Origin of the sequence: Larkinella arboricola, assembly GCF_003259745.1 — a bacterium.
Taxonomy (GTDB): Bacteria; Bacteroidota; Bacteroidia; order Cytophagales; family Spirosomataceae; genus Larkinella; species Larkinella arboricola.
Genome location: NZ_QLMC01000003.1, coordinates 1015374 through 1036223, shown reverse-complemented (window position 1 = coordinate 1036223; position 20850 = coordinate 1015374). Strand labels below are relative to the sequence as shown.

Sequence of the window (20850 nt, the reverse complement as noted above, 5' to 3'; positions counted from 1 at the left end):
AAACCGGACATTCTGCAAGATGTTCCACCGCCATGCTATTACCGACCTAAATACACCATTAAGATTGAAATGTCGGAAGCGCTAACTCCGCTAATGCGCGATGCCTGTCCAATGGTCTGGGGGCGGATTCGTTTCAATTTCTCACGTCCCTCAAATGACAGAGCCGATAACCGGTCATAGTCAAAATCGGGTCGGATCAATAAGTTATCAAGCTTCTCGGTTCGCTCTACCATCAGACGTTCTTTCTCCACGTAGCTCTCGTATTTTACCGATATCACCGCTTCTTCGATTGTCTCCTGGTTAAAGGAATTAAGATACTCGGTTACCGTTCCGCCCAACAACTGGAGTTCTTTCCGGTTAATTTCGGGTCTCCGCAGCAACAAGTAAGGCGAAGTTTTTTCACGAATTTGGGCGCTTCCCAATGAATCCAGCAAACCGTTGATGGCTTCCGGCTGTACGCGCATCTGCTTCATCTCATCCAGAATTGCCGTCACATTTGCTTGCTTGGTTTGCATAAGGTCATACCGTTCCTGCGAGGCAAGTCCGATCTTATAGCCTTTTTCAGTCAGTCGCAAATCCGCGTTATCCTGGCGAAGAATGGTACGGTATTCGGCCCGCGAGGTAAACATCCGGTACGGTTCTTCGGTACCTTTTGTAATGAGATCGTCGATCAATACGCCAATGTAAGCTTCCGATCTTTTTAACGTGAACTCGCCTAATTCCTGAGCTTTGTTGTGCGCATTGATACCGGCCATGAGTCCCTGACAGGCGGCTTCCTCGTACCCCGTCGTCCCGTTGATCTGTCCCGCAAAAAACAATCCGTCGATTAATTGCGTCTCCAGCGTATGCTTTAATTGAGTCGGCGGAAAGTAGTCGTATTCCACGGCATAGCCCGGACGAAACATTTTGGCGTTTTCAAAACCCGGTATTTTTCGCAGCGCTTTGATCTGAATATCTTCCGGCAAAGAAGTTGAAAAACCGTTCACGTAAACTTCGACGGTATCCCATCCTTCTGGCTCCACGAAAATCTGGTGCCGGTCTTTATCTGCAAACCGGTTGATTTTATCTTCTACCGAAGGGCAATAGCGGGGGCCTAATCCTTTAATGCGACCCGTAAACATGGGCGACCGTTCGAAGCCGGTTTTCAAGATTTCGTGCACATCCGGGTTGGTGTAGGTTATCCAGCAATGCCTTTGTTTGGTCAAAGTCGGAGTATTCAGGTAGGAGAATTTGCCGGGTTCTTCGTCGCCGGGTTGCTCTTCCATCCTGTCATAATTCAGACTGCGCCCATCCACACGCGGGGGAGTTCCTGTTTTCATCCGGCCCGCTTCAAACCCCAACTGAATCAGTTGCTCGGTTAAACCCGTTGCTGAACGCTCGGCGGTACGTCCTCCGCCGAAGGTTTTCTCTCCAATGTAGATTTTGCCGTTCAGAAACGTACCGTTCGTAAGAACAACCGCATCACTTTCGATCTCCATTCCCATGCTGGTTTTCACGCCAGTCACTTTTTTATCTTTTACAGTAACTTCGGTTACCGTATCCTGCCAGAAGTCCAGGTTCGGTGTTTCCTCCAGTGTTTTACGCCATTCGGCTGCGAAGAGCATACGGTCACTCTGGCAACGTGGACTCCACATGGCGGGACCTTTCGAGCGATTCAGCATTCGAAACTGAATCATGGATTTATCGCTAATGATTCCTGACTGCCCTCCTAACGCATCTATTTCCCGTACGATCTGCCCTTTCGCAACTCCGCCCATTGCTGGATTACATGACATTTGGGCAATGGTCTGCATGTTCATTGTGATCAGTAAAACGGACGAACCCATTGTGGCTGCTGCTACTGCTGCCTCACAACCGGCGTGGCCCGCCCCTACTACAATGACATCATACTTACTAAACATAAATTTGGTTTTTAGAAAGTTTGAAAAAATGTTCCACGTGGAAACATTTTACAACACGGAGAAAAACGAAGACAAAAATAAAAAATAAAGCCCGTACAAAGGGCTACATTATTACATGCAACATGAAAAACATTTAAATAATTCAAAAAGAAAAAGGGGCCGAAGCCCCTTAACTTACTTTAACTTTTTGAGGTAGGAATCGACCTCCCGTTTGTAGAATGGTGAAAAATCCGGTGGAACAGAGCGTAACAATTCAACCTGTTTCTGTTTGTCCTTCACCAATTGATCATACTGCGGAGGTGGTTTTCGCATAACGGGTTTCGCTGACTCTGCCTTGCGCTGCATATCTTCCTCCTGCTCCTTAATTGCTTTTTCAGATTCCAGCAAACGGATAAGCATATCCTGCTGACGTTTGATCGTGTTTTGGGAGAGCCGTTTGTTTACAAGATCGGTTTCTGTTTCATCCATCTTGTTCATGAGGTCGTTTAGCTCATTGCCCAGCTTTTTACCAACTTCGGTTCCTTTCTGGGCATCCTGCAATTCTTTCAGCATTTTTCGCATCATGGCTTGCTCAGCGGCCAGACGGGAAAGTTCTTCCGACATACCGCGGCCTCCCTTACCACCCTGCCCTTGATTCTGGCCTTCTTTCAGAAGTTTCTGCATTCGTTCGTTCAACTTCTTCTGCATTTCACCCAATGCCATGCTACCCTTGCCTTTTCCTTTTTTCGGTTTGCCCTTGCCTGGACTGGAGGACGACATCTGATTCATCTGCTCCTGCATCTGCTTGAAAACATCGCTCAGCATTAGCGCAAGATTATTAATAGACGTCATGGCAAACTGCTGTTTCGAGGTAGCCACATTCAGCCGACGCTCACGGATGTATTTTACACTCTCATCCATGTATCCTTTCATGTTATTCAATTCCCGCGTCACAAACGTCTGAATCTGTAGCACCCGGTTTGCCAAAGCATAGAGGCTGTCTTCAATAATTTTTGCATCGTCCTGTAACTTTAGCTGATCCTGGGCAAGCTTCACAAAACGCGGGTCCTGTAGCGAAACGGCTTTGAAATCCTTCATAACCCGTTCCTGATCGAAGGAAAGCTGAATCAGATTTTCAAGAATGTCGCGCAAATCATCCATATTTTCCTGCGACTCTTCCATCTCCGACGACTGCATCTGTTGCTCCAGTTGCTCGCTCAACTTCTTCATTTGCTTAGCCGCATTCCGCTGTGCCTTGGACGCTTTGCTGTTCTGCTGCTGATCAAGCTGTTCTTTACTTTCCTGCTGTTCGTTGCTGATTTCCTCCTGAAGATCCTTATGCGTATCCTGCTCCTGGCTGTTCTTCATCTCCTGAGCCATCTTCTCAGTTTCTTTCAGGTCTTCGCGGGTCTTCTGAAAATCCTTGTTAAGCTCTTCCTGCTTTTTGCTTAACTCAGCGTTTTCATCTTTTTTGGAAGCATCGTTTTCATTTTTCTTGCTGTCAGCGCCCTCCTCTTTCTTGGCCTGCTGATCCTCTTTTTTTGATTGAGACTTGTCCTCTTTCTTTGATTGAGCGTTGTCTTTCTTCGGATCAGCACTCTCCTCTTTTCCTTTCTGAGCGTCCTTTTTCTCCGTATCGTTGGCTAGCTGCTCCTGCTTCTCCGCCTGCTGCTGAAGGTTCTTGATGGTATTTTCCATCTTCTGTTCCATCTGCAATTGCTTGAAAAGTTCGAGCGCACGTTCCAGTTCTTTCTCGAGGTTTTTCTCTTTGTTCTTCAGCCGGTCGAGCATATCGATCATTTTATCATCCTGCTTCTGCTCCAGCATCTTCTTCAATTCCTCGTACAGCTTCTGGGTTTCCGGGTCCATGAGCTCGTTCATCAGCTTCTGAAGCTGCTCGAACTTCTGGAGCATTTCCGGATTTTGATTGTTAAAACGCTGCTGCCGCTCGTTGTTCGTCCGGTTTTGCTCCTGAAGTTCTTTCAACTCCTGTAGCAACTCTTCCCGCTTTTTCAGCAAATCTTCAGCTTGTTTTTTGTCCTGGAAGTCCAGATTCTTTTTGGTTTGAAGCCTGTTTTCCAGAGAGTTTAAATCTTTTTTGAGCTGCTGTGCTTTCGATAACGTCTTGCTAATCTGGTTTTCGGTTTTTTCCGACGACCGCTCAGCTTCTTCCGTGAGCTTATTTTGATCAGGAACGGCAAATTGCGCAAAGCTTGAACGGGCGGTTTTAAAGCCATTGAGAGCATCATTATCCCAAACCTGGACAAAATATTCCAACCGATCACCGGGTTGCATTTTCAGGCTATCGAGCCCCCACTGATAGTAAAAGTTCTGCGTAGAGGTCGAACGATTGAAAGGAATCGACCGGGCCAGAAATTTATCCGGAGCGCCCTGACCGGCCCGGATCACTTTGTACATGACTTTCAGATTTGAGAAACCGTAATCATCAGTGATGGTCCCTCCCAGCATCACGTAGTTATAGAAGGTCGTATCCTTAAAGTTTTCCAGCGAAACTTGCGGAAACTTATCATTAACGACATTCAGTGTATACTGAATATTGTCACGGCTTGCGGCTACTTTATTCTTCAACGAAATGGAATACATCGACGATTTCCGGACTACCCGCGAGAATTCGAACTCATCAGATGATTGCTTGTCGGCTACCAGACCACGCGGCTCGCTGCCAAACCGGACCAGAACCGAGTCGGTGTTGGCGGCTGCAAATCGCCAGGTTACCTGAGTACCCTCCGGAACAAGCAGGTTACCGACGTTTGAAAGCTGCTCCGATGGTTTATTCAGATACGATGGGTAAACCAGGCTAACGTCAAACGAAAGCAGGCCGGGGCGGTCCAGAACCGTTAACTGGTAATTGGGTGAGGTAAATCCAACGGCTTCGAATCGGAACGGTATATCACGCTGGACGTTATCAAACGTATATGTAAAAAGCCCTTTGCCGTCATTTGTTAACTTGAAACGGGTGTTGTTGGAAACCAGATAAACATCCTGCGGTAAGGCATTCCCTTTTAATTGCAGTTCCAGTGTGTAATCTTCATTGCGAAACGCCTTTAAATTTTTGTTGCGCAGCAAAAACTGGAAGGGCGCTTCCTCCGCAAACTCCTGGTCATAGCTAATAATTCGCTTGGACGTACTGGTTAAAAATGCCGGATAAAGCAGTAACAAACCACCGATAATGAGCGCCGGAATAACGGCATATTTTACAAAGCGACGGTTTTGATTGATCTGAATAGCGTCTGCAAACCGCACAATCAGCAGTTGCTTGGAACGCTGGTTAATACTCGCTTCCAGCAAATCGCTTTGCTGACGGCTAAGTGCCCGAAGCTGTAGTGTATTAAGAAGCTTATCCCCGACCTCCGGAAAAAAACGTCCGATTTGCTGAGCGGCTTCTTCATGGCTTAGTGATTTGCCCAGACCGTAGAGGTGAATCAACGGATTAATAACCCAGTAATATAAGGCAAACGCTATAACCGCCAGGGAGCCGAAAAACAGCATTCCACGAACGGGTGAACTAAAACGGCCGAAAAATTCAGCGGTGTTCATAAGCAGATAAATCGACAGCGAAAACGCAATAAAAAAGATGGCGCCTTTGGCAATCTGATTGATGTAAAACTTTTTCCTGTATTCTTCAATACGCAGCAGCAGCGTTTGAATCGAATCTTGCATCTGCATGGGTGTGTTCTTAAAGGGTTGGCACTGCTCTGATAATCACGGTTCTAAATCTTACTTCAAGATAAGAATTTAGACCCTAACTTCCTTCTGATAACGAAGAAGATCGTTACACAATTTTATCCGATGGACCCGCTTCACTTTTTTCAGAAGGATCAAGGTAATCATTGAAATACCGGATGACGTGCGCCTTCAGAAAACTCTCCTGACTGAGTAAATCAATATGGGGCACCTTCTGTACCAAACGCCAGTGCGGCCAGCCATCCTGATCTGTGCCAACCAACTCATAATAGCCGGAGTAACTTAGTACTTTACAAATGGCGATGTGCATTAAATCCTGCTTTTGTTCTTTCGTAAACGTCTGTGTTCCACGGCCTAACTCCTGCACACCAATTAGAAATAGCACGCTGTTTAAGTCAGCCGGGCGCTTGCCGACGGCTTTTTCCAGATAATCCAGCACCTGTTCCCACTCCTGTTCAATTTCCTGGGTAATCATATATGTCTATAAGAGCTTATCGGGTTTTTAATTCATTTTATGACTTTCTGTAACCTGATCCGTCACAAGAAGCGAAAGAAAGATGTAAGCGCATCAGGCATCGTTGCATTAAAACATTTTCTGTTAACTAAGTTCCTGAAAATGATCGGAAAACTTATCGCCAGCGGCTTCGGAGACTTCCTGAATCTGTTTTACCCAGACCCGTGTTTGTTGTGTCAGAACAGCCTGCAAAACGGCGAAGAACTCATCTGCACAGCCTGTCGGCTTCAGCTCCCGGAAACCGGCCAGCATCGGGGAGACGCCCTAATGGCGGGGCTGACCAAATTCGCGGGAAAAGTGCCGGTTGAGTTTGTATATGCTTACCTGTATTTCACCAAGCGGGGCAAAACCCAACGGCTTATTCATGCCCTGAAATACCGGGGGCATAAAGAGGTTGGACATCTGCTGGGCCGCTGGTATGGTTATCAGTTAAAAACGGATAATCAGTTGAACGAGCACATTGACCTCATCGTTAGCGTACCCCTCCACCCTGCTAAGCTTCGCCAGCGCGGTTACAACCAGAGTGACTGGATTGCCCGGGGCCTTTCGGAAGTGTTAGAAATACCGTGGAGCGATCGCGCTTTGACGCGCAGCCAGTACACCATCAGTCAAACCGGTAAAGACCGAATGGAACGCTGGGAAAACGTGAGTAACGTCTTCCAGGTTGGCGAGCCCGATTTAGTGGCAAATAAGCGCATTTTGCTGGTTGATGACGTCCTAACCACGGGAGCTACATTAGAAGCCTGTACCGCCACTTTACTGGCCGCAAACAGCCGTTCTGTCGGGATTATAACAGCAGCGGCCACCCGATAGTCGAGTGGCCGCCAAAATGCCTGTAATCGGAAGCTTATTTGTTCCGTCCTCCGGCAATCATCGCACAGCGGAAACCAATCGTAGCCGTTGCCGAATCCTGCGCCATAAACCGGCGGGTACCAGGGGCTAACCAATAGGCTACATCCGCCCAGGAACCACCTTTGTAAACGCGCAGTTTATCGTTGATAATGGAGTTACCGTTTTTGGTATCGTAGTTTTTCTCTTCGTCCAGATAACCATCCCGACGCAACGGGTTGAGGTCATTCATGTCCTGATACGAAAGCGGACGGTATACGTCATACACCCACTCGTTCACATTACCGGCCATATTGTACAGACCGAAGTCATTGGGCGGATACGTATAAATCTCAGCCGTAATGATGGCAGCATCGTTTGATTTACCGGCGATACCGGCGTAGTCACCACGGCCTCGTTTGAAGTTAGCCAGCATCTGACCTTGTTTACGGCCTTTTTTCGCGTTCCGGATGGAAGAACCATCCCACGGATAAATCCGCTGGTTCGACTGGTTTTCGTCAATGTACTGCGTACCGATCATAGCCTTCGCTGCGTATTCCCATTCGGCTTCAGACGGCAGACGGTAGTTCGGCAGAATGTTGCCACTTTCCATCGCTGGGGTAGTTTGCGAATTTTTAGCAACTGCGGGTTGTTCCGCTTCACCAGCCGGAGCGGCATCCTCTTTCTTCTTACGCTTCAACGAGAAGCCTTTTTTCTTGCCGGTTGAGCTACCTTTCTGCGCCAGGTTTGCGTTAACGGCATCCGTCCGCCAGGTTGAGTAGTCTACCGCCTGTTCCCACGATACACCCACAACCGGATAATACCGGAAACCGGGGAAACGCAGATACTGCGTCACGTAAGGGTCGTTATAGGAAAGCGGATTTTTCCAGACGTTCGTATCCGGCAGTGCGCGGGTATAAACTTCTTCCGATGAATCGCGCTGAATTGCGTCAAGATATTCGAGGTAGTGAATGTTGGCAATCTCGGTTTCGTCCATGTAGAACGACTGGATGCTGACGGTCCGTTCGCGGTTATCGCGCGAGTTCATCACATCTTCTTCCAAAGCGCCCATCGTGAAACGTCCACCTTCGATAAACACCAGGTTGGGGCCCGCCGTTTGTCCTCTGTACTTAGCTACCTGAAATCCATTCTCTTTGTTGTAATCAATACCGGTGGCTGTACTTAACTTACCCGGCTTCACGCTGGTCGGGTGCTTGGACTTACACGCACCTAATACCGCGGCAAAAGCCAGCAGGTAGACCATTGAACGTAACGGTTGTGTTCGATTCATTGCGATTTGGTAACTAATAAATGTTCAAAATTACAGTATGTCCGGCAAACTTTCACGGTAACGAACGGTCAATGCGTAATTTCCGACGATCACTCCACCATCTGGCGCAACACAGTGTCCATCTGATCGACCGAAGTTACGTCTCGTTGCGTGAAAATCAGCTTTCCTTTATAGTCTTTTAATGAGCAGGTTGTTGAATTGTTCTTGACATAATCAATTACTTTGCCAAACTGCCCGGAGTTGAAGAAATCATCGTTCCCAGAAGAAACGAAGGTACCCTTCATGATATTATTCTTTAGCGTTAATTTTTCAAACTGTAACCGTTCTGCTTTCCAGCGAACTGTGACCAATTTGATGAGGTTGCCGACCTCTTCCGGCATCGGTCCGAAGCGGTCAATCACCGAACGCTCGAAACTCTCCAGTTCTTTCTGATTCTGAATGTTATCCAACTGGTTATATAACGACAAACGCTCGGAGATGTTGGCTACGTATTTTTCGGGGATCAGAACCTGCAAATCCGTTTCGATCAGCGTGTCCGGCAACAGCGTTTTCAGGCTGTCTTCATTCGGCATGAAGAGGTTTTTGAACTCGGTTTCTTTCAATTCCTGAACCGCTTCGTCCAGAATCTTGTGGTACATTTCAAAGCCAAGGTCATTCACAAAACCGCTCTGTTCTGCACCCAGCAGATTGCCCGCCCCCCGAATGTCGAGGTCACGCATGGCGATCTTGAAACCCTCTCCGAGTTCCGAGAAATCTTCCAGCGTCTGGAGCCGCTTCCGGGCGTCGGACGTAATTACCGAAACCGGGGGCGTCATCAGGTAACAAAAAGCTTTCTTATTCGACCGCCCAACCCGGCCGCGCATCTGGTGCAGATCCGACAAACCAAACATATGGGCCTGGTTGATGATGATCGTATTGGCGTTCGGAATGTCCAGACCCGATTCAATGATGTTTGTGGAAACCAGCACGTCCGACTCCCCTTCGATGAACTTGGTCATCACCCGTTCCAGCTTTTCACCTTCCATCTGACCGTGTGCGACCGACACCCGTGCGTCGGGGACCAGCCGCATAATCAGGTTGGCAATCGACTCAATATCGCTGACGCGGTTGTGTACAAAAAAAGCCTGCCCACCCCGGCGGACTTCATAACTAACCGCATCGCGGACAATGGTTTCGCTGAACGCATGAACTTCAGTCGTGACCGGTTGCCGGTTTGGCGGGGGCGTTGCAATGACCGACAGATCGCGGGCACCCATCAGCGAGAAGTGCAGCGTTCGCGGAATGGGCGTGGCCGTTAGCGTCAAGACATCCACATCCACCCGCATTTCCTTCAGCCGGTCTTTTGTTTTAACCCCGAACTTTTGCTCTTCGTCGATGATAAGCAGGCCTAAATCCTTGAATTTGATGTCTTTGTTTACAATCCGGTGCGTACCGATCAGAATGCCGGTTTCACCCGAAGCCACCCGTTTCAGGGTTTCTTTAATTTGAGCGGTTGTACGGAAGCGATTGATGTATTCTATTTTTACCGGAAAGTCGGCCAGTCGTTCCCGGAACGTATTGTAATGCTGCATGGCCAGAATGGTGGTCGGGACCAGAACCGCCACCTGCTTGTTATCCGTAACGGCTTTAAAAGCCGCCCGAACCGCCACCTCGGTTTTGCCAAAACCCACATCCCCGCAAACTAGCCGGTCCATCGGGTGCGATTGTTCCATGTCGGCTTTCACGTCGGCCGTCGCCTTGGCCTGATCGGGCGTATCCTCGTAAATAAACGACGATTCGAGTTCGGCCTGGAGAAAACTGTCCTGCGAGAACGCAAAACCCGGGGCCTGACGGCGTTTAGCATAAAGCGAAATCAATTCCTTCGCAATGTCCTTGACCTGCTTTTTAACCCGCGACTTTTTCAGTTCCCATTCCTGCGTTCCGAGTTTGCTCATCACCGGCGGAGTCCCTTCTTTGCCGGTGTATTTCGCAATCTTGTGCAAGCTGTGAATACTGACCAGCAGAATGTCGTTATCGCGGTAAATCAGCCGAATGGCCTCCTGCTCGCGACCGCCCACATCCACTTTTTCCAGGCCCGCAAACCGGCCAATACCGTGGTCAACGTGGGTTACAAAGTCGCCGGGTTGCAGCGTTTTTAACTCACGCAGGGTCAGGGCTTTCGATTTGGAGAATTTATCCCGGACCCGGTATTTGTAGTAGCGGTCAAAAATCTGGTGATCGGTGTAGCAAACCACTTTTGTCTGCTCGTCAATGAAGCCTTCTTTCAGTGAGATACTGAGCGGCTGGTATTTCAGAAACGGATCGAGTTCATCGAAGATGGTTTTAAGCCGTTCCTGTTGTTTGTAGGATTCGGCCGCAATAATGTTTGTGTAGCCTTTCGACTGATTCTCCGATAAGTTATCGACCAGGAGCTTGAAATCTTTATTAAATGAGGGCTGAACTTTGGAAGAATACGTAAGCCGGTTGTCCGATTTAAAGTAAAACCGACGGCCAAACTCGACGGTCCGGAAGGCTTTAATCTGATTTAACAATCCCCGGCGGGTTTCAAAAAGCACGTTTGGGTCCGAAACGATCTGAATACCGCCTTTACCGCCGACCAGACTCGCCAGACTTTGCTCGGCTTTCTCAAAATTCTTCTCGATAACTTCGAGCGTCAGTTCTACATCCTTGAACCAGAGTGTAGCTGTATCGGTGAAAAACTCCAGAAACGGCTCCCGCGTCTCATGAATAAGCTTGTTTTCGATATTTGGAATGATGCTGATCTGCTCGACCGGATCGGTGGATAGCTGGCTTTCCGGATTGAACAACCGGATGCTTTCGATCTCATCCCCAAATAGCTCAATCCGGTACGGAAACTCACTGGCAAACGAAAAAACGTCGATAATACCGCCCCGAATCGAAAATTGCCCGGCTTCGTACACAAAGTCGGTTTTCTCGAAATCGTAGCTGTTGAGCAGTTCGTTGACGAAATTAGCGTCAATTTTATCCCCGACTTTAACGGATAATGTATTGGCCCGCAACGACCGTTTGTTAATAACTTTTTCCGATAATGCTTCCGGATACGTCACCACAATGACGTTTTGTTTAGCATCAGAATTGAGCCTGTTCAGCACTTCCGCCCGCATCAATACATTGGCATTTTCTACCTCTTCATATTGATACGGTTTTTTATAGGACATGGGGAAAAACAGGACATCTTCGCCCAATAAATTTTGCAAATCATTATAGAAATAAGAAGCTTCTTCCCGGTCGGTTAAAACAAACAGAAGCGTGGATGGATGCATGCGGTAAACAGACGCGGCCAGTACGGCGTCGAGGCTGCCCACAATGCCTTTTAACTGAATACGGGCGGATTCTGCGGTATGTGGTCGGCGGAATTGTTCACCAATAATTTTGATGAAGCTATCTTCAGTATATAACGTAATTAAATCGGCTACTTTCATAGAAATAGTAAATACCAAAAGCCGCAGGGAGCTAGTTTCCATGCGGCAAAAAGCAACAGGTTAACCGTGCGTTAACGGATATTGTTGCAAAAACTAAGCAAGATCATCGTAGACAAATCCTTCTTTATCCAGGAGAGTTATCAACGAATCACTGGGTTGAAATAAAATAACAAATTCCCGTGGAGCAACGCCTTCTTCCTCATCCACCCACTTCCAGTCTTCGGCGGCTACGTCCAGAACATTTAATAGTTCGGCTTTCCGGGCTTCGCTTTTTTCCTGAGATAAAAAAACATCGGTTCTGCTGATATACAGGGCAATTTTATCGGCAGGCAGCCATTCCAGATCGTTTAACGCTTCATCGAGTGACTCCAGATCAAACTCAAAATAGTCGGGGAACCGAAGTTCGCGGGAAATCTGATCGAAGAACTGTCGCAGCGTCTGCGCTTTTTGCCCATCAATCCGGGCCACTTTAAAATCAGCGTATTCTTTCAGGGCTGAATCCGATTGAACGAATCTAAAATTTGCCATAATTAAATGGAAAAAATAACCGGGCAAAAGTAGTTAATTCAGCGAAAACAGGGGCATTCTTAATGAAACGATATTATTGAACATCAACTCCGTAATGGTCGGGTCCATGAAATTAATGAGCGGAAACTCGGAGACGATTTCCATTACTTCAAACTCCGTCTGCGCTTTGACCACACACCACAATTTCTGGCGGTCGAACGACAGCGCGTACGTAATCAGTTTTCCGTTTTCCATCAACTCATTCACCTTCAGCCGCTGGAGCGGTATTCGTACTGTAAACTCCTCGGTTATTTCGGCCGGGAGAGCAAATTCTACCATAAACTGGCTCATAAGGTGTGGTCGTTTTAGGTGTACAATTCGCGAATAGGTGCGTCAGAGCTAGCCGAACCGCCAATCAATTGATTAACAATCTTTAGCTCATCTTCGTTGACCGAATGCGGAAAATTTGGATACAATTTCATTTTTACCTCCGCTCCCATCGACCGGAACACACCTTCTGATTCAATGACACGCTCTTTCGGAATGTGCGGGTCCATGTCGCTACAACCCAGAAAGATTGGCGTTTCTTCCAGCTCCCCTTCGTAAAGCCGGGGTGTACCCGGTGGGCCAATCAAACCGCCACTCAAGCCAAAAACACCTCCGTACGGCATGGCGTTGCGGGCGACGTATTCCAGCGCCAGACAGGCACCCTGCGAAAAGCCGAGCCAGTAAATCTGCGGGGGTTTAAAATTGTAATCGGATTGCAACCGTGCCCGGATGCTGCTCAGCACCTGCAAAGCCGAGGACAACTGCGGTTCGTTTTGCTCAAAAGGGCTTAGAAACGAATACGGATACCACGAATTCTGGCTGGCCTGCGGGGCTATGAAAGCAAATTCCTGGTCGTCGATATGGTTAGACAACGACAAAATATCCTGCGCCGAAGCGCCCCGGCCATGCACCATCACCATGACTTTTGCGGCAGTTTCCAGCGGTTTTCCGGCTGTAATGAAATTGTTCGGATCGTGTATCATCGCTTTCTGGGCAGTGGGCAAAGGGAGAAGGCAGTAGAAAACCGTTCTCTGCCTTCTCAGCCCTGTGGAATTTATTTTACGTCAATTTTCGGTAAAGCGGCTTCGATTTTAGCGCGTCGGGGTTCGTACCACTCCGGCAATTTAAGCGTTTTCCCCAATTCGGCAACGGGTTCGTCCACGGCAAATCCCGGCGGGTTGGTGGCCACTTCAAACAGGATACCACCCGGTTCGCGGAAATAAATGCTGTGGAAATAATTCCGGTCCTGAACGGGTGTTACGTGATATCCGGCTTCCAGCAACTGCTGTTGCAGAACGATCTGCGATTCGTCGGAATCCGTTGAAAACGCAACGTGGTGGACCGACCCTGCACCCTGGTGTGCCCGGGCTTCATTTACGGAATGCCGAACGTCCACGTAATGGCCCGAACCGCCCTGGCCAGCCTGAAACCGGAAAAGCCCGGCTTCTTCTGATACCAACGTATGACCGAGGGATTCGGTTAATAATTTTACCGTATCGTCTACCTGTACCTCGTTCAGCGTAACGGTATGGAAGCCTTTCACGGCGTGTTCGACAGGAATAAACCCGTTCGACCAGCCGGGCCGCTGATCGTTATCGTGCGCTACCAGTTCAATGCCCATACCGTCGAAATCTTCAAACCGCAGGTAGGTTTCCGTAAACCGCTGATACGGCCCCGAAAAGGCGATATTAAATTCGTGCAGCCGATTGATCCAGAAATTCAGCGAAGCCGTCGGAACCGAAAAAGCCGTGTAGGTGAGTTGGCCCCCACCCTTTCGGCCCCGTGGAATGCCTTTTCCATACGGGAAGAACGTCAGGATGCTGCCCGGCGAACCGGTTTCGTCACCGTAATACAGGTGATACACATCCGGCGCATCGAAGTTGATGGTTTTTTTGACCAGCCGCAGCCCCAGAATATGCGTGTAAAAATCAACGTTGGTCTGGGCCTCTCCGGCCAGCGCCGTCACGTGGTGTAATCCATTGACAAGGGTTTCCATAGTTGTGAGCGTTTTACGAGGAATACAAGTCGAATTATTTATTGTGTATCGACATTTAATGTATATACATTTAAATTTTCTCTAAAGTTCATCGGCATTCATTATTTCGGTAGAATGCTTTTTTGTGACAATAACACCTGTACCTTTGCATCGCTAATCTTACACAAGGGGTGCCTTAATACAACGGGCTGAGATTATACCCATTGAACCTGCACCGGGTAATGCCGGCGAAGGGAATGTAACGACGGATTAAAGCAGATTGCTTTTAAGCCGTTAAACTTCATGCAAATACATACCAACGTGATAGGTCGGCCCCTTGCCTGTCGTGAACATTTCGTACACCATGAAAAATGTTGCGATCAGACAGCGCCCTTTTTGGCGGTATTTTGTTAACCTCAGTATTTTAATAACTGTTTTTTTACTGGTTAATCTGCCCGCGTGGGCACAATTCTCTATTTCCGGAACGGTCAACGATGCCGACGGTGGCGTTTTGCCCGGCGCAGCTATCACGGTTGAAGGTACCTACAAAGGGACTTTTGCCGACGCCGGGGGGGCTTTTCGCCTGACCAATTTAAAGTCGGGTGCCGTTCGGCTGCGGGCTTCCCTGCTGGGGTATGAGCCGGTTTTGCAAACGGTCGAACTTAATCAGGATGCCCAGATTACGCTAACACTCACCAAAACCGTGGTGGTCGTCGATGAGGTAGTGGTCAGTGCCACACGGGCCAATCAGAAATCGGCCATTGCGTACACCGACGTTTCGGCGCGCGAACTGAGCAAACAGAATCTGGGTCAGGATATTCCGCTCCTGCTGAACTTTACACCCTCGCTGGTAACCACCTCCGACGCGGGCGCGGGCGTCGGCTATACGGGTTTTCGAATTCGGGGGTCGGATGCCACGCGGATCAACGTGACGGTCAACGGCATTCCGTACAACGACGCCGAGTCGCAGGGCACCTTTTGGGTGAATATGCCGGATATTGCCTCGTCGGTAAGCAGCATCCAGATTCAGCGGGGCGTTGGTACATCGACCAACGGCGCGGGTGCTTTTGGGGCTTCGGTCAACGTGCAAACCAACAGCTTTGAGAAAAATCCGTACGGCGAAGCCGACATTTCGGGCGGTTCGTTCAACACCCTAAAAACCACCGTAAAAGCCGGTTCTGGCTTGCTGAACAACCATTTTGTGGTCGATGCCCGGCTTTCCCGGATTATCTCTGATGGGTACATTGACCGTGCGTCGTCGGACCTGAAATCTTTTTACGTCTCCGGCGGCTGGTACGGCAAAAAAAGCTTTGTGCGTCTGAATGTCTTTTCAGGGACGGAAAAAACCTACCAGGCCTGGGATGGGGTGCCGGAAAATCTGCTGAAAACCAACCGGACCTATAACGCCTACACCTACGACAATGAGGTTGATAATTACCAGCAGGATCATTACCAGCTCATTAGCTCGCACGAACTGAGCCGAAACTGGCGTTTGAACGCTTCGTTGCATTACACCCAGGGCCGTGGGTATTACGAGCAATTCCGCGAGGGCGAAGATCTGGCCGATTATGGGTTGCCGCCGGTTGTGATTCGTGATTCGACCATTAGCCAAACGGACCTGATTCGCCGTCGGTGGCTGGATAATGACTTCTATGGGGCGGTTTTCTCGCTGGATTACAACAGTTTCGGAAAGCTGACGGCCAACATCGGCGGGGGCTGGAATCAATACACCGGTAAGCATTACGGTGAAATCATCTGGGCACGGTTTGCCAGCACGGGCAACATCCGGCAGCGGTATTATGATAACGACGCCACCAAAACGGATTTCAATCTCTACGGAAAAGCGTATTATCAGTTTAGCCCGAAATTCAACGCCTACGTCGATTTGCAGGTTCGGACGGTCGGATACTCGTTTTTAGGCTTCGACAATCAGCTTCGGAATGTGCAGCAGGACGATAACCTGACTTTTTTCAATCCCAAAGCCGGGATTACTTACGCCCTGAACGACCGCAGCAATCTTTACGCTTCCTTTGGCGTGGGTCACCGCGAGCCCAACCGCAACGATTACACCCAATCGACGCCCGCCAGCCGTCCGAAAGCCGAGCGATTGAACGATTGGGAAGCCGGGTATAAAATGCAGACCCAGCGTCTGGCTTTTTCGGCCAATCTGTACTACATGAAGTATAGAAATGAGCTAATCCTGACCGGCCAGATCAACGATGTTGGTGCACAAAACCGTGTCAATGTGCCGAATAGCTACCGCGCCGGTATTGAACTGGAAGCTGGTACCCTGCTGGCGAAACAGCTTCGCTGGAATGTAAATGCAACGTTCAGCGAGAATAAAGTAAAATCGTTTACGGAGTTTCTCGACAACTACGACACGGGTGAACAGCAGATAAACCGATACACCAACACCGCCATTGCCTTTGCGCCCAAGACCATTGTTGGCTCCCAACTACTTTATACGCCCGCAAAAGGACTTGAAATCGGCTTGCTGTCGAAGTACGTCGGGAAGCAATACCTCGATAATACGGCGAACGAAAACCGCAAGCTGGATGCGTATTTCGTCAACGATATCCGGTTTATTTATACGCTGAAGCCCAAAGGCATGAATGAAATCGCGTTTTCGCTCCTGCTGAACAACGTGTTGGGTGAACTGTACGAATCAAACGGCTACACGTTCAGCTACATTTCGGAGGGCAAAACCGTTACCGAAAACTTCTATTATCCGCAGGCCGGACGGAATTTTCTGGCGGGGGTGCGCGTGCGTTTCTAAACTTGACGGAAGGATTAACCAGGGCCAAATAAATACCCTAGTTAATCCTTTCTGTATAGGCTCAATTCAACCAATCGCCTGCTCCAAATCCTGGATCAAATCCTCAACGTCCTCAACGCCAACGCTCAACCGGATCAGCGTATCTTTCAAACCGTTCTTTTCGCGTTCTTCTTTCGGAATGCTGGCGTGTGTCATCGAAGCCGGGTGCGTGCAGAGCGATTCTACCCCGCCCAACGACTCGCCCAGCGAAAACACCTTGAAGCTTTCCATCACCCGCACAGCTTCCGGCAGCGAATCACCTTGTAATTCAAACGATACCATCCCGCCAAAACCGCGCATTTGTCGTTTTGCCAGTTCGTGCTGCGGGTGGTTTTCCAGACCCGGATAATTGACCTTGCCGACTTTCGGGTGCTGACTCAGATAGTGGGCTATTTTCAGCGCGTTTTCACAATGCCGCTGCATCCGGAGGTGAAGCGTCTTGATGCCCCGTAATACCAAAAAGCAATCCTGCGGCCCCGGCACAGCCCCACAGGCATTCTGAATAAATTCCAGCCGTTTCGTGATTTCATCGTCGTTCAGAACAATTGCGCCCATCACCGTGTCGGAGTGGCCACCGAGATACTTTGTAACCGAATGCAGAACTATATCCGCGCCCAGATCGAGCGGGTTTTGCAGGTACGGCGATGCAAACGTGTTGTCGACCACTAACAACGTGTTTTTGGCCTTTGTAATCGCGGCAATGGCGGCAATGTCAACAATCCGCAGCAACGGGTTGGTTGGTGTTTCAATCCAGACCATCTTCGTTGCGGGCGTGATCGCACTCTCCAGCGCCGACGGATTTTCCAGGCCGATAAACTTGAATTTCAGGCCCAACTCCTGGAAAACCCGGACCATAATCCGGTAAGTGCCGCCGTATAGGTCGTTGCTGGCAATAATTTCATCGCCCGGTTTGAACAGCTTCAAAATGGCGTCGGTAGCGGCCAGACCGGATGCGTAGCAAATACCGTGTTTGCCGTTTTCGAGCGCGGCCAGGTTATTCTGCAATACCGTTCGGGTTGGGTTCTGCGTCCGGGCATACTCGTAGCCCTTGTGCTTCCCCGGCGACTCCTGCACGTAGGTCGAAGTCTGGTAGATGGGCGTCATGATGGCTCCCGTCGTGGGGTCCGGTTCAACGCCGGCGTGGATGGCTTTGGTTGCGAATTTCATACCCGAATGTAACACGGTTTTGCAAATGGTACCAGTCGTTGCCCGAAAATGCCGTAAGTTTGACGTGTGAAAAATGTCTTACTCAATGCTTTATCGGGTCCGGCGGTGGCAGGCGTCATTCTGTCGGTGATCCCACTCGTGTTCAGCTCGGCACTCACGTATCTGACGGTTGCCTATGAGCCGGTTATTGCTCAATTCAACGGTTGGGAGTGGCTGGGGCTGACGGCGGCCTGTTGCCTGACTTCGGCCTTTGCGCTGACCCCGCCAACCTTTCTGGCCCTTATTTTTGGCTATTTTCTGGGCTGGAACTCGCTGCTGCCGCTTTTTGCGCTCAACATGATCTGTATTCTGCTCGTAAACCGGATGGTAAACTGGGTGGATCAGGATCGGTTTGTGCGGTTTATCGAACAAAACCCGAAGGCCAGGAAGGTGTTGGAACGGATTCGTGAACAGGAACTGAAAGTGATTTTCTTCGCAAAATTATCGCCGGTTCTGCCCTTTGCGGTCATCAATCTGGTATTTGCCTTATCCGGTGCGCGTTTGAGAAATATCCTGCTGGGCGGTTTTCTGGGCATGATTCCGCGCACCTTCATCGCGGTCTGGACGGCTCTGCAAGCCAAGGAAATCCAGACGCTGGTGGAGGACCCGAACGCTGGTAGCTGGACGCAGATTTCCGTTGGCGTTCTGTTGCTGGCGTCAGTTATTGGTCTGTATGCCGTTCTGAACCGGACGTTAAACCGTTAAAGCAACCGGGCCACTTTTTCGATCAGCCGGTTATGGCCGGTTTTTAAAACCGTTAATTCATAGGATTGCAGCCGACGGGTTAACGGATTAAGCAGCGAAACGGGCAAAACCTGATCGAAATGGCCGGCAAAAAACCGGATGCGCATGAATCGCTGGTTGAAAAGGCCGCTCAGTTTTTGAAGATTAAAGCGTAAGTGACGGAAGCCAATCCACGCGTTATAGACCAGTTCTCGCTGCTCGGCAGTTGCCAACGTCGTCTCGGCAAACCGTAAGACACTGCGGTTAATCAGCCTTAAAGAAATTAAAAACTGCCCAAGCCGATGAAAGAGGGGCATGTGTTTCAGGAAATACCGGAACAGCCACCGGCCTAAACCGCTGCCCGTTGCAAGCTTATACCACGGGCTGACCGTAATGCCGTCGGGAGCCAGTAAAATCAGTTCATCGGTTTGTTCGGGGAACGCTTCGGCGGTAGCCAGCGCAAACCGCCCGCCCATACTGTAACCGATTAAAGCAAAGCGTTCAATCTGATGTTTATGCAGGAAAGCCCGGATAAAGTGCGCATACGTCTGCTTAGTAAGGACGCCATCCGGAATGGCAACGGGTTGCGCACCATGAAAAAACAAATCGAAGGCATACACGGCATACCGTCCTTCCAGCGCCCGCGCCAGTGGCTCAAAGACCCGGTGATCCTGACCAATACCGTGAAATGCCAATAAAGGAACAGGGCCGTCGGACAGCTTGAAAACCGGGAGCATAGCCAAACATACAACAAACGAAAATCCCCGACAAGCCATCGGCTGCCGGGGACATCCCTGTTTTAATCCTGCATCAGCAGGTAGGCTTTAATAAATTCGTCCAGGTTTCCGTTCAAAACGGCCTCCGTATTGGACGTTTGATACCCCGTGCGGTGGTCTTTCACCCGGCGGTCGTCGAGGACGTAGCTCCGGATTTGCGAACCCCACTCGATTTTTTTCTTACTGGCTTCCACTTCGGCCCGGGCTGCGTTGCGTTTTTCGACCTCAATCTGGTACAGCTTTGATTTCAAAAGCCGCATGGCCACTTCCTTGTTCTGCAACTGGCTCCGCTCCTGCTGGCACTCGATGATGAGTCCCGACGGTCTGTGACGCAGCCGAACGGCGGTTTCCACCTTGTTGACGTTCTGTCCACCGGCTCCACCCGATCGGAAGGTATCCCACTCAATATCAGCGGGGTTGACTTCAATCTCAATGGAGTCGTCGATCAGCGGATAAGCGTAGACGGAAGCAAACGAGGTATGCCGACGGGCGTTGGCGTCGAAGGGCGAAACCCGTACCAGCCGGTGAACGCCGTTTTCAGACTTCAGATAACCGTAGGCCAGCGGGCCGTCCACTTCCAGCGTGGCCGATTTGATGCCAGCACCGTCGCCGGGTTGGTAATCCACCTGTTTGACTTTATAACCGTGCTTTTCCGACCACATCAGGTACATCCGGTAGAGCATATCGGCCCAGTCCTGGCTTTCGGTACCACCGGCTCCGGAGTTGATTTCCAGCACCGCGCTAAGCTGATCTTCCTCATTACTGAGCATTTTTTTCAGCTCCAGTTCATCCAGCGCGCCTTTTACTTTTTCGCCCTCAGCGTCAATTTCTTCTTCCGAAACATCACCTGCTTCGTAGAATTCGTAGAGGGTTTCCAGATCGCCCAGCAATGAAGCAACGTGCTCATAACCCGACGTCCAGCCCTTCAGCATCCGAACCTGCTTCATGGTTTTTTCGGCGCCTTCGGCATCCTGCCAGAATTCGGGCTGACTGGTGCGGTCTTCTAAATCTGCGAGTTGTTCTTTCTTGCTATCGTAGTCAAAGATACCCCCTCAGGGCCTCTACTCTGGCCCTCACGTCCTTTAATTGGTCGGTCGTCATGATGCGTGAAACAATAAATGAATGATCAATATGGCTAA

Annotated in this window: 15 protein-coding genes and 1 riboswitch; of the genes, 3 read left to right on the top strand and 12 right to left on the bottom strand. The window is 49.6% G+C overall.

All coding sequences use genetic code 11. The features are described from left to right. Positions 1 to 38: 38 nt before the first annotated feature. From mnmG to LX87_RS15710, 3 genes are all read right to left on the bottom strand, one after another. Positions 39 to 1901 carry a tRNA uridine-5-carboxymethylaminomethyl(34) synthesis enzyme MnmG gene (mnmG, locus tag LX87_RS15720; RefSeq protein WP_111629164.1) on the bottom strand — a complete coding sequence of 621 codons (1863 nt, stop codon included), beginning with the start codon at positions 1899 to 1901 and terminating at the stop codon, positions 39 to 41. Between the two features lie 174 nt (positions 1902 to 2075). Next, entirely contained in the window at positions 2076 to 5561 is a 3486-nt protein-coding gene (locus LX87_RS15715; RefSeq protein WP_310587914.1) for a DUF4175 family protein, read from the bottom strand. 112 nt (positions 5562 to 5673) lie between these two features. Beyond that, positions 5674 to 6060: a hypothetical protein gene (locus LX87_RS15710; RefSeq protein WP_111629163.1), complete on the bottom strand. Its 387-nt coding sequence runs from the start codon at positions 6058 to 6060 to the stop codon at positions 5674 to 5676. A gap of 141 nt (positions 6061 to 6201) precedes the next feature. Here LX87_RS15710 and LX87_RS15705 point away from each other — a divergent pair, with 141 nt between their 5' ends. After that, positions 6202 to 6912: a ComF family protein gene (locus LX87_RS15705; protein ID WP_111629162.1), complete on the top strand. Its 711-nt coding sequence runs from the start codon at positions 6202 to 6204 to the stop codon at positions 6910 to 6912. A 34-nt stretch (positions 6913 to 6946) separates the two neighbouring features. On the opposite strand, the gene LX87_RS15700 is transcribed toward LX87_RS15705, so the two are convergent. The 6 genes from LX87_RS15700 to LX87_RS15675 all read right to left on the bottom strand — a co-directional run bounded on the left by LX87_RS15700 (position 6947) and on the right by LX87_RS15675 (position 14212). Further along, positions 6947 to 8218, bottom strand: a complete 1272-nt coding sequence (locus LX87_RS15700) for an SUMF1/EgtB/PvdO family nonheme iron enzyme (protein ID WP_111629161.1) — start codon at positions 8216 to 8218, stop codon at positions 6947 to 6949. An 89-nt stretch (positions 8219 to 8307) separates the two neighbouring features. Then, positions 8308 to 11703 carry a transcription-repair coupling factor gene (gene mfd, locus LX87_RS15695; RefSeq protein ID WP_374755130.1) on the bottom strand — a complete coding sequence of 1132 codons (3396 nt, stop codon included), beginning with the start codon at positions 11701 to 11703 and terminating at the stop codon, positions 8308 to 8310. A gap of 51 nt (positions 11704 to 11754) precedes the next feature. Beyond that, entirely contained in the window at positions 11755 to 12189 is a 435-nt protein-coding gene (locus tag LX87_RS15690; protein WP_146624489.1) for a barstar family protein, read from the bottom strand. 33 nt (positions 12190 to 12222) lie between these two features. Further along, positions 12223 to 12519 carry a muconolactone Delta-isomerase family protein gene (locus tag LX87_RS15685; RefSeq protein WP_111629158.1) on the bottom strand — a complete coding sequence of 99 codons (297 nt, stop codon included), beginning with the start codon at positions 12517 to 12519 and terminating at the stop codon, positions 12223 to 12225. Between the two features lie 14 nt (positions 12520 to 12533). Next, on the bottom strand, positions 12534 to 13199 hold the full coding sequence (locus LX87_RS15680; RefSeq protein ID WP_111629157.1) for an alpha/beta hydrolase: 666 nt from the start codon (positions 13197 to 13199) through the stop codon (positions 12534 to 12536). A 71-nt stretch (positions 13200 to 13270) separates the two neighbouring features. Beyond that, on the bottom strand, positions 13271 to 14212 hold the full coding sequence (locus tag LX87_RS15675; protein WP_111629156.1) for a ring-cleaving dioxygenase: 942 nt from the start codon (positions 14210 to 14212) through the stop codon (positions 13271 to 13273). A 156-nt stretch (positions 14213 to 14368) separates the two neighbouring features. Beyond that, positions 14369 to 14466, top strand: a riboswitch (TPP riboswitch). Between the two features lie 89 nt (positions 14467 to 14555). Here LX87_RS15675 and LX87_RS15670 point away from each other — a divergent pair. Further along, entirely contained in the window at positions 14556 to 16967 is a 2412-nt protein-coding gene (locus tag LX87_RS15670; RefSeq protein WP_111629155.1) for a TonB-dependent receptor, read from the top strand. 66 nt (positions 16968 to 17033) lie between these two features. Here the strand turns inward: LX87_RS15670 and LX87_RS15665 are convergent, their stop codons facing one another. Beyond that, entirely contained in the window at positions 17034 to 18173 is a 1140-nt protein-coding gene (locus tag LX87_RS15665) for a cystathionine gamma-synthase (RefSeq protein WP_111629154.1), read from the bottom strand. A 66-nt stretch (positions 18174 to 18239) separates the two neighbouring features. On the opposite strand from LX87_RS15665, the gene LX87_RS15660 reads away from it, so the two are divergent. Beyond that, a complete protein-coding gene (locus LX87_RS15660) occupies positions 18240 to 18917 on the top strand; it encodes a TVP38/TMEM64 family protein (RefSeq protein ID WP_111629153.1) in 678 nt (225 codons plus the stop codon). On the opposite strand, the gene LX87_RS15655 is transcribed toward LX87_RS15660, so the two are convergent. Together LX87_RS15655 and prfB are read right to left on the bottom strand one after the other, a co-directional pair. Further along, positions 18914 to 19672, bottom strand: coding sequence for an alpha/beta hydrolase (locus LX87_RS15655; RefSeq protein WP_229310679.1), 759 nt, complete (start codon positions 19670 to 19672; stop codon positions 18914 to 18916). The two genes, LX87_RS15660 and LX87_RS15655, sit on opposite strands and share 4 nt — an antisense overlap. 62 nt (positions 19673 to 19734) lie before the next feature. Continuing rightward, positions 19735 to 20812, bottom strand: a protein-coding gene (gene prfB / locus LX87_RS15650) for a peptide chain release factor 2 (RefSeq protein WP_111629151.1) whose coding sequence is annotated in 2 segments (ribosomal slippage) — positions 19735 to 20751 and positions 20753 to 20812 — 1077 coding nt in all. Because the reading frame shifts where the segments join, the coding sequence is not laid out codon by codon here. Positions 20813 to 20850: the final 38 nt, after the last annotated feature.

Excerpts from the sequence above, each read along its gene's own strand:
- mnmG (WP_111629164.1), bottom strand. The coding sequence starts at position 1,901 with ATGTTTAGTAAGTATGATGTCATTGTAGTAGGGGCGGGCCACGCCGGT.
- LX87_RS15715 (WP_310587914.1), bottom strand. The coding sequence starts at position 5,561 with ATGCAAGATTCGATTCAAACGCTGCTGCTGCGTATTGAAGAATACAGG.
- LX87_RS15710 (WP_111629163.1), bottom strand. The coding sequence starts at position 6,060 with ATGATTACCCAGGAAATTGAACAGGAGTGGGAACAGGTGCTGGATTAT.
- LX87_RS15705 (WP_111629162.1), top strand. The coding sequence starts at position 6,202 with ATGATCGGAAAACTTATCGCCAGCGGCTTCGGAGACTTCCTGAATCTG.
- LX87_RS15700 (WP_111629161.1), bottom strand. The coding sequence starts at position 8,218 with ATGAATCGAACACAACCGTTACGTTCAATGGTCTACCTGCTGGCTTTT.
- mfd (WP_374755130.1), bottom strand. The coding sequence starts at position 11,703 with ATGGAAACTAGCTCCCTGCGGCTTTTGGTATTTACTATTTCTATGAAA.
- LX87_RS15690 (WP_146624489.1), bottom strand. The coding sequence starts at position 12,189 with ATGGCAAATTTTAGATTCGTTCAATCGGATTCAGCCCTGAAAGAATAC.
- LX87_RS15685 (WP_111629158.1), bottom strand. The coding sequence starts at position 12,519 with ATGAGCCAGTTTATGGTAGAATTTGCTCTCCCGGCCGAAATAACCGAG.
- LX87_RS15680 (WP_111629157.1), bottom strand. The coding sequence starts at position 13,199 with ATGATACACGATCCGAACAATTTCATTACAGCCGGAAAACCGCTGGAA.
- LX87_RS15675 (WP_111629156.1), bottom strand. The coding sequence starts at position 14,212 with ATGGAAACCCTTGTCAATGGATTACACCACGTGACGGCGCTGGCCGGA.
- LX87_RS15670 (WP_111629155.1), top strand. The coding sequence starts at position 14,556 with ATGAAAAATGTTGCGATCAGACAGCGCCCTTTTTGGCGGTATTTTGTT.
- LX87_RS15665 (WP_111629154.1), bottom strand. The coding sequence starts at position 18,173 with ATGAAATTCGCAACCAAAGCCATCCACGCCGGCGTTGAACCGGACCCC.
- LX87_RS15655 (WP_229310679.1), bottom strand. The coding sequence starts at position 19,672 with ATGCTCCCGGTTTTCAAGCTGTCCGACGGCCCTGTTCCTTTATTGGCA.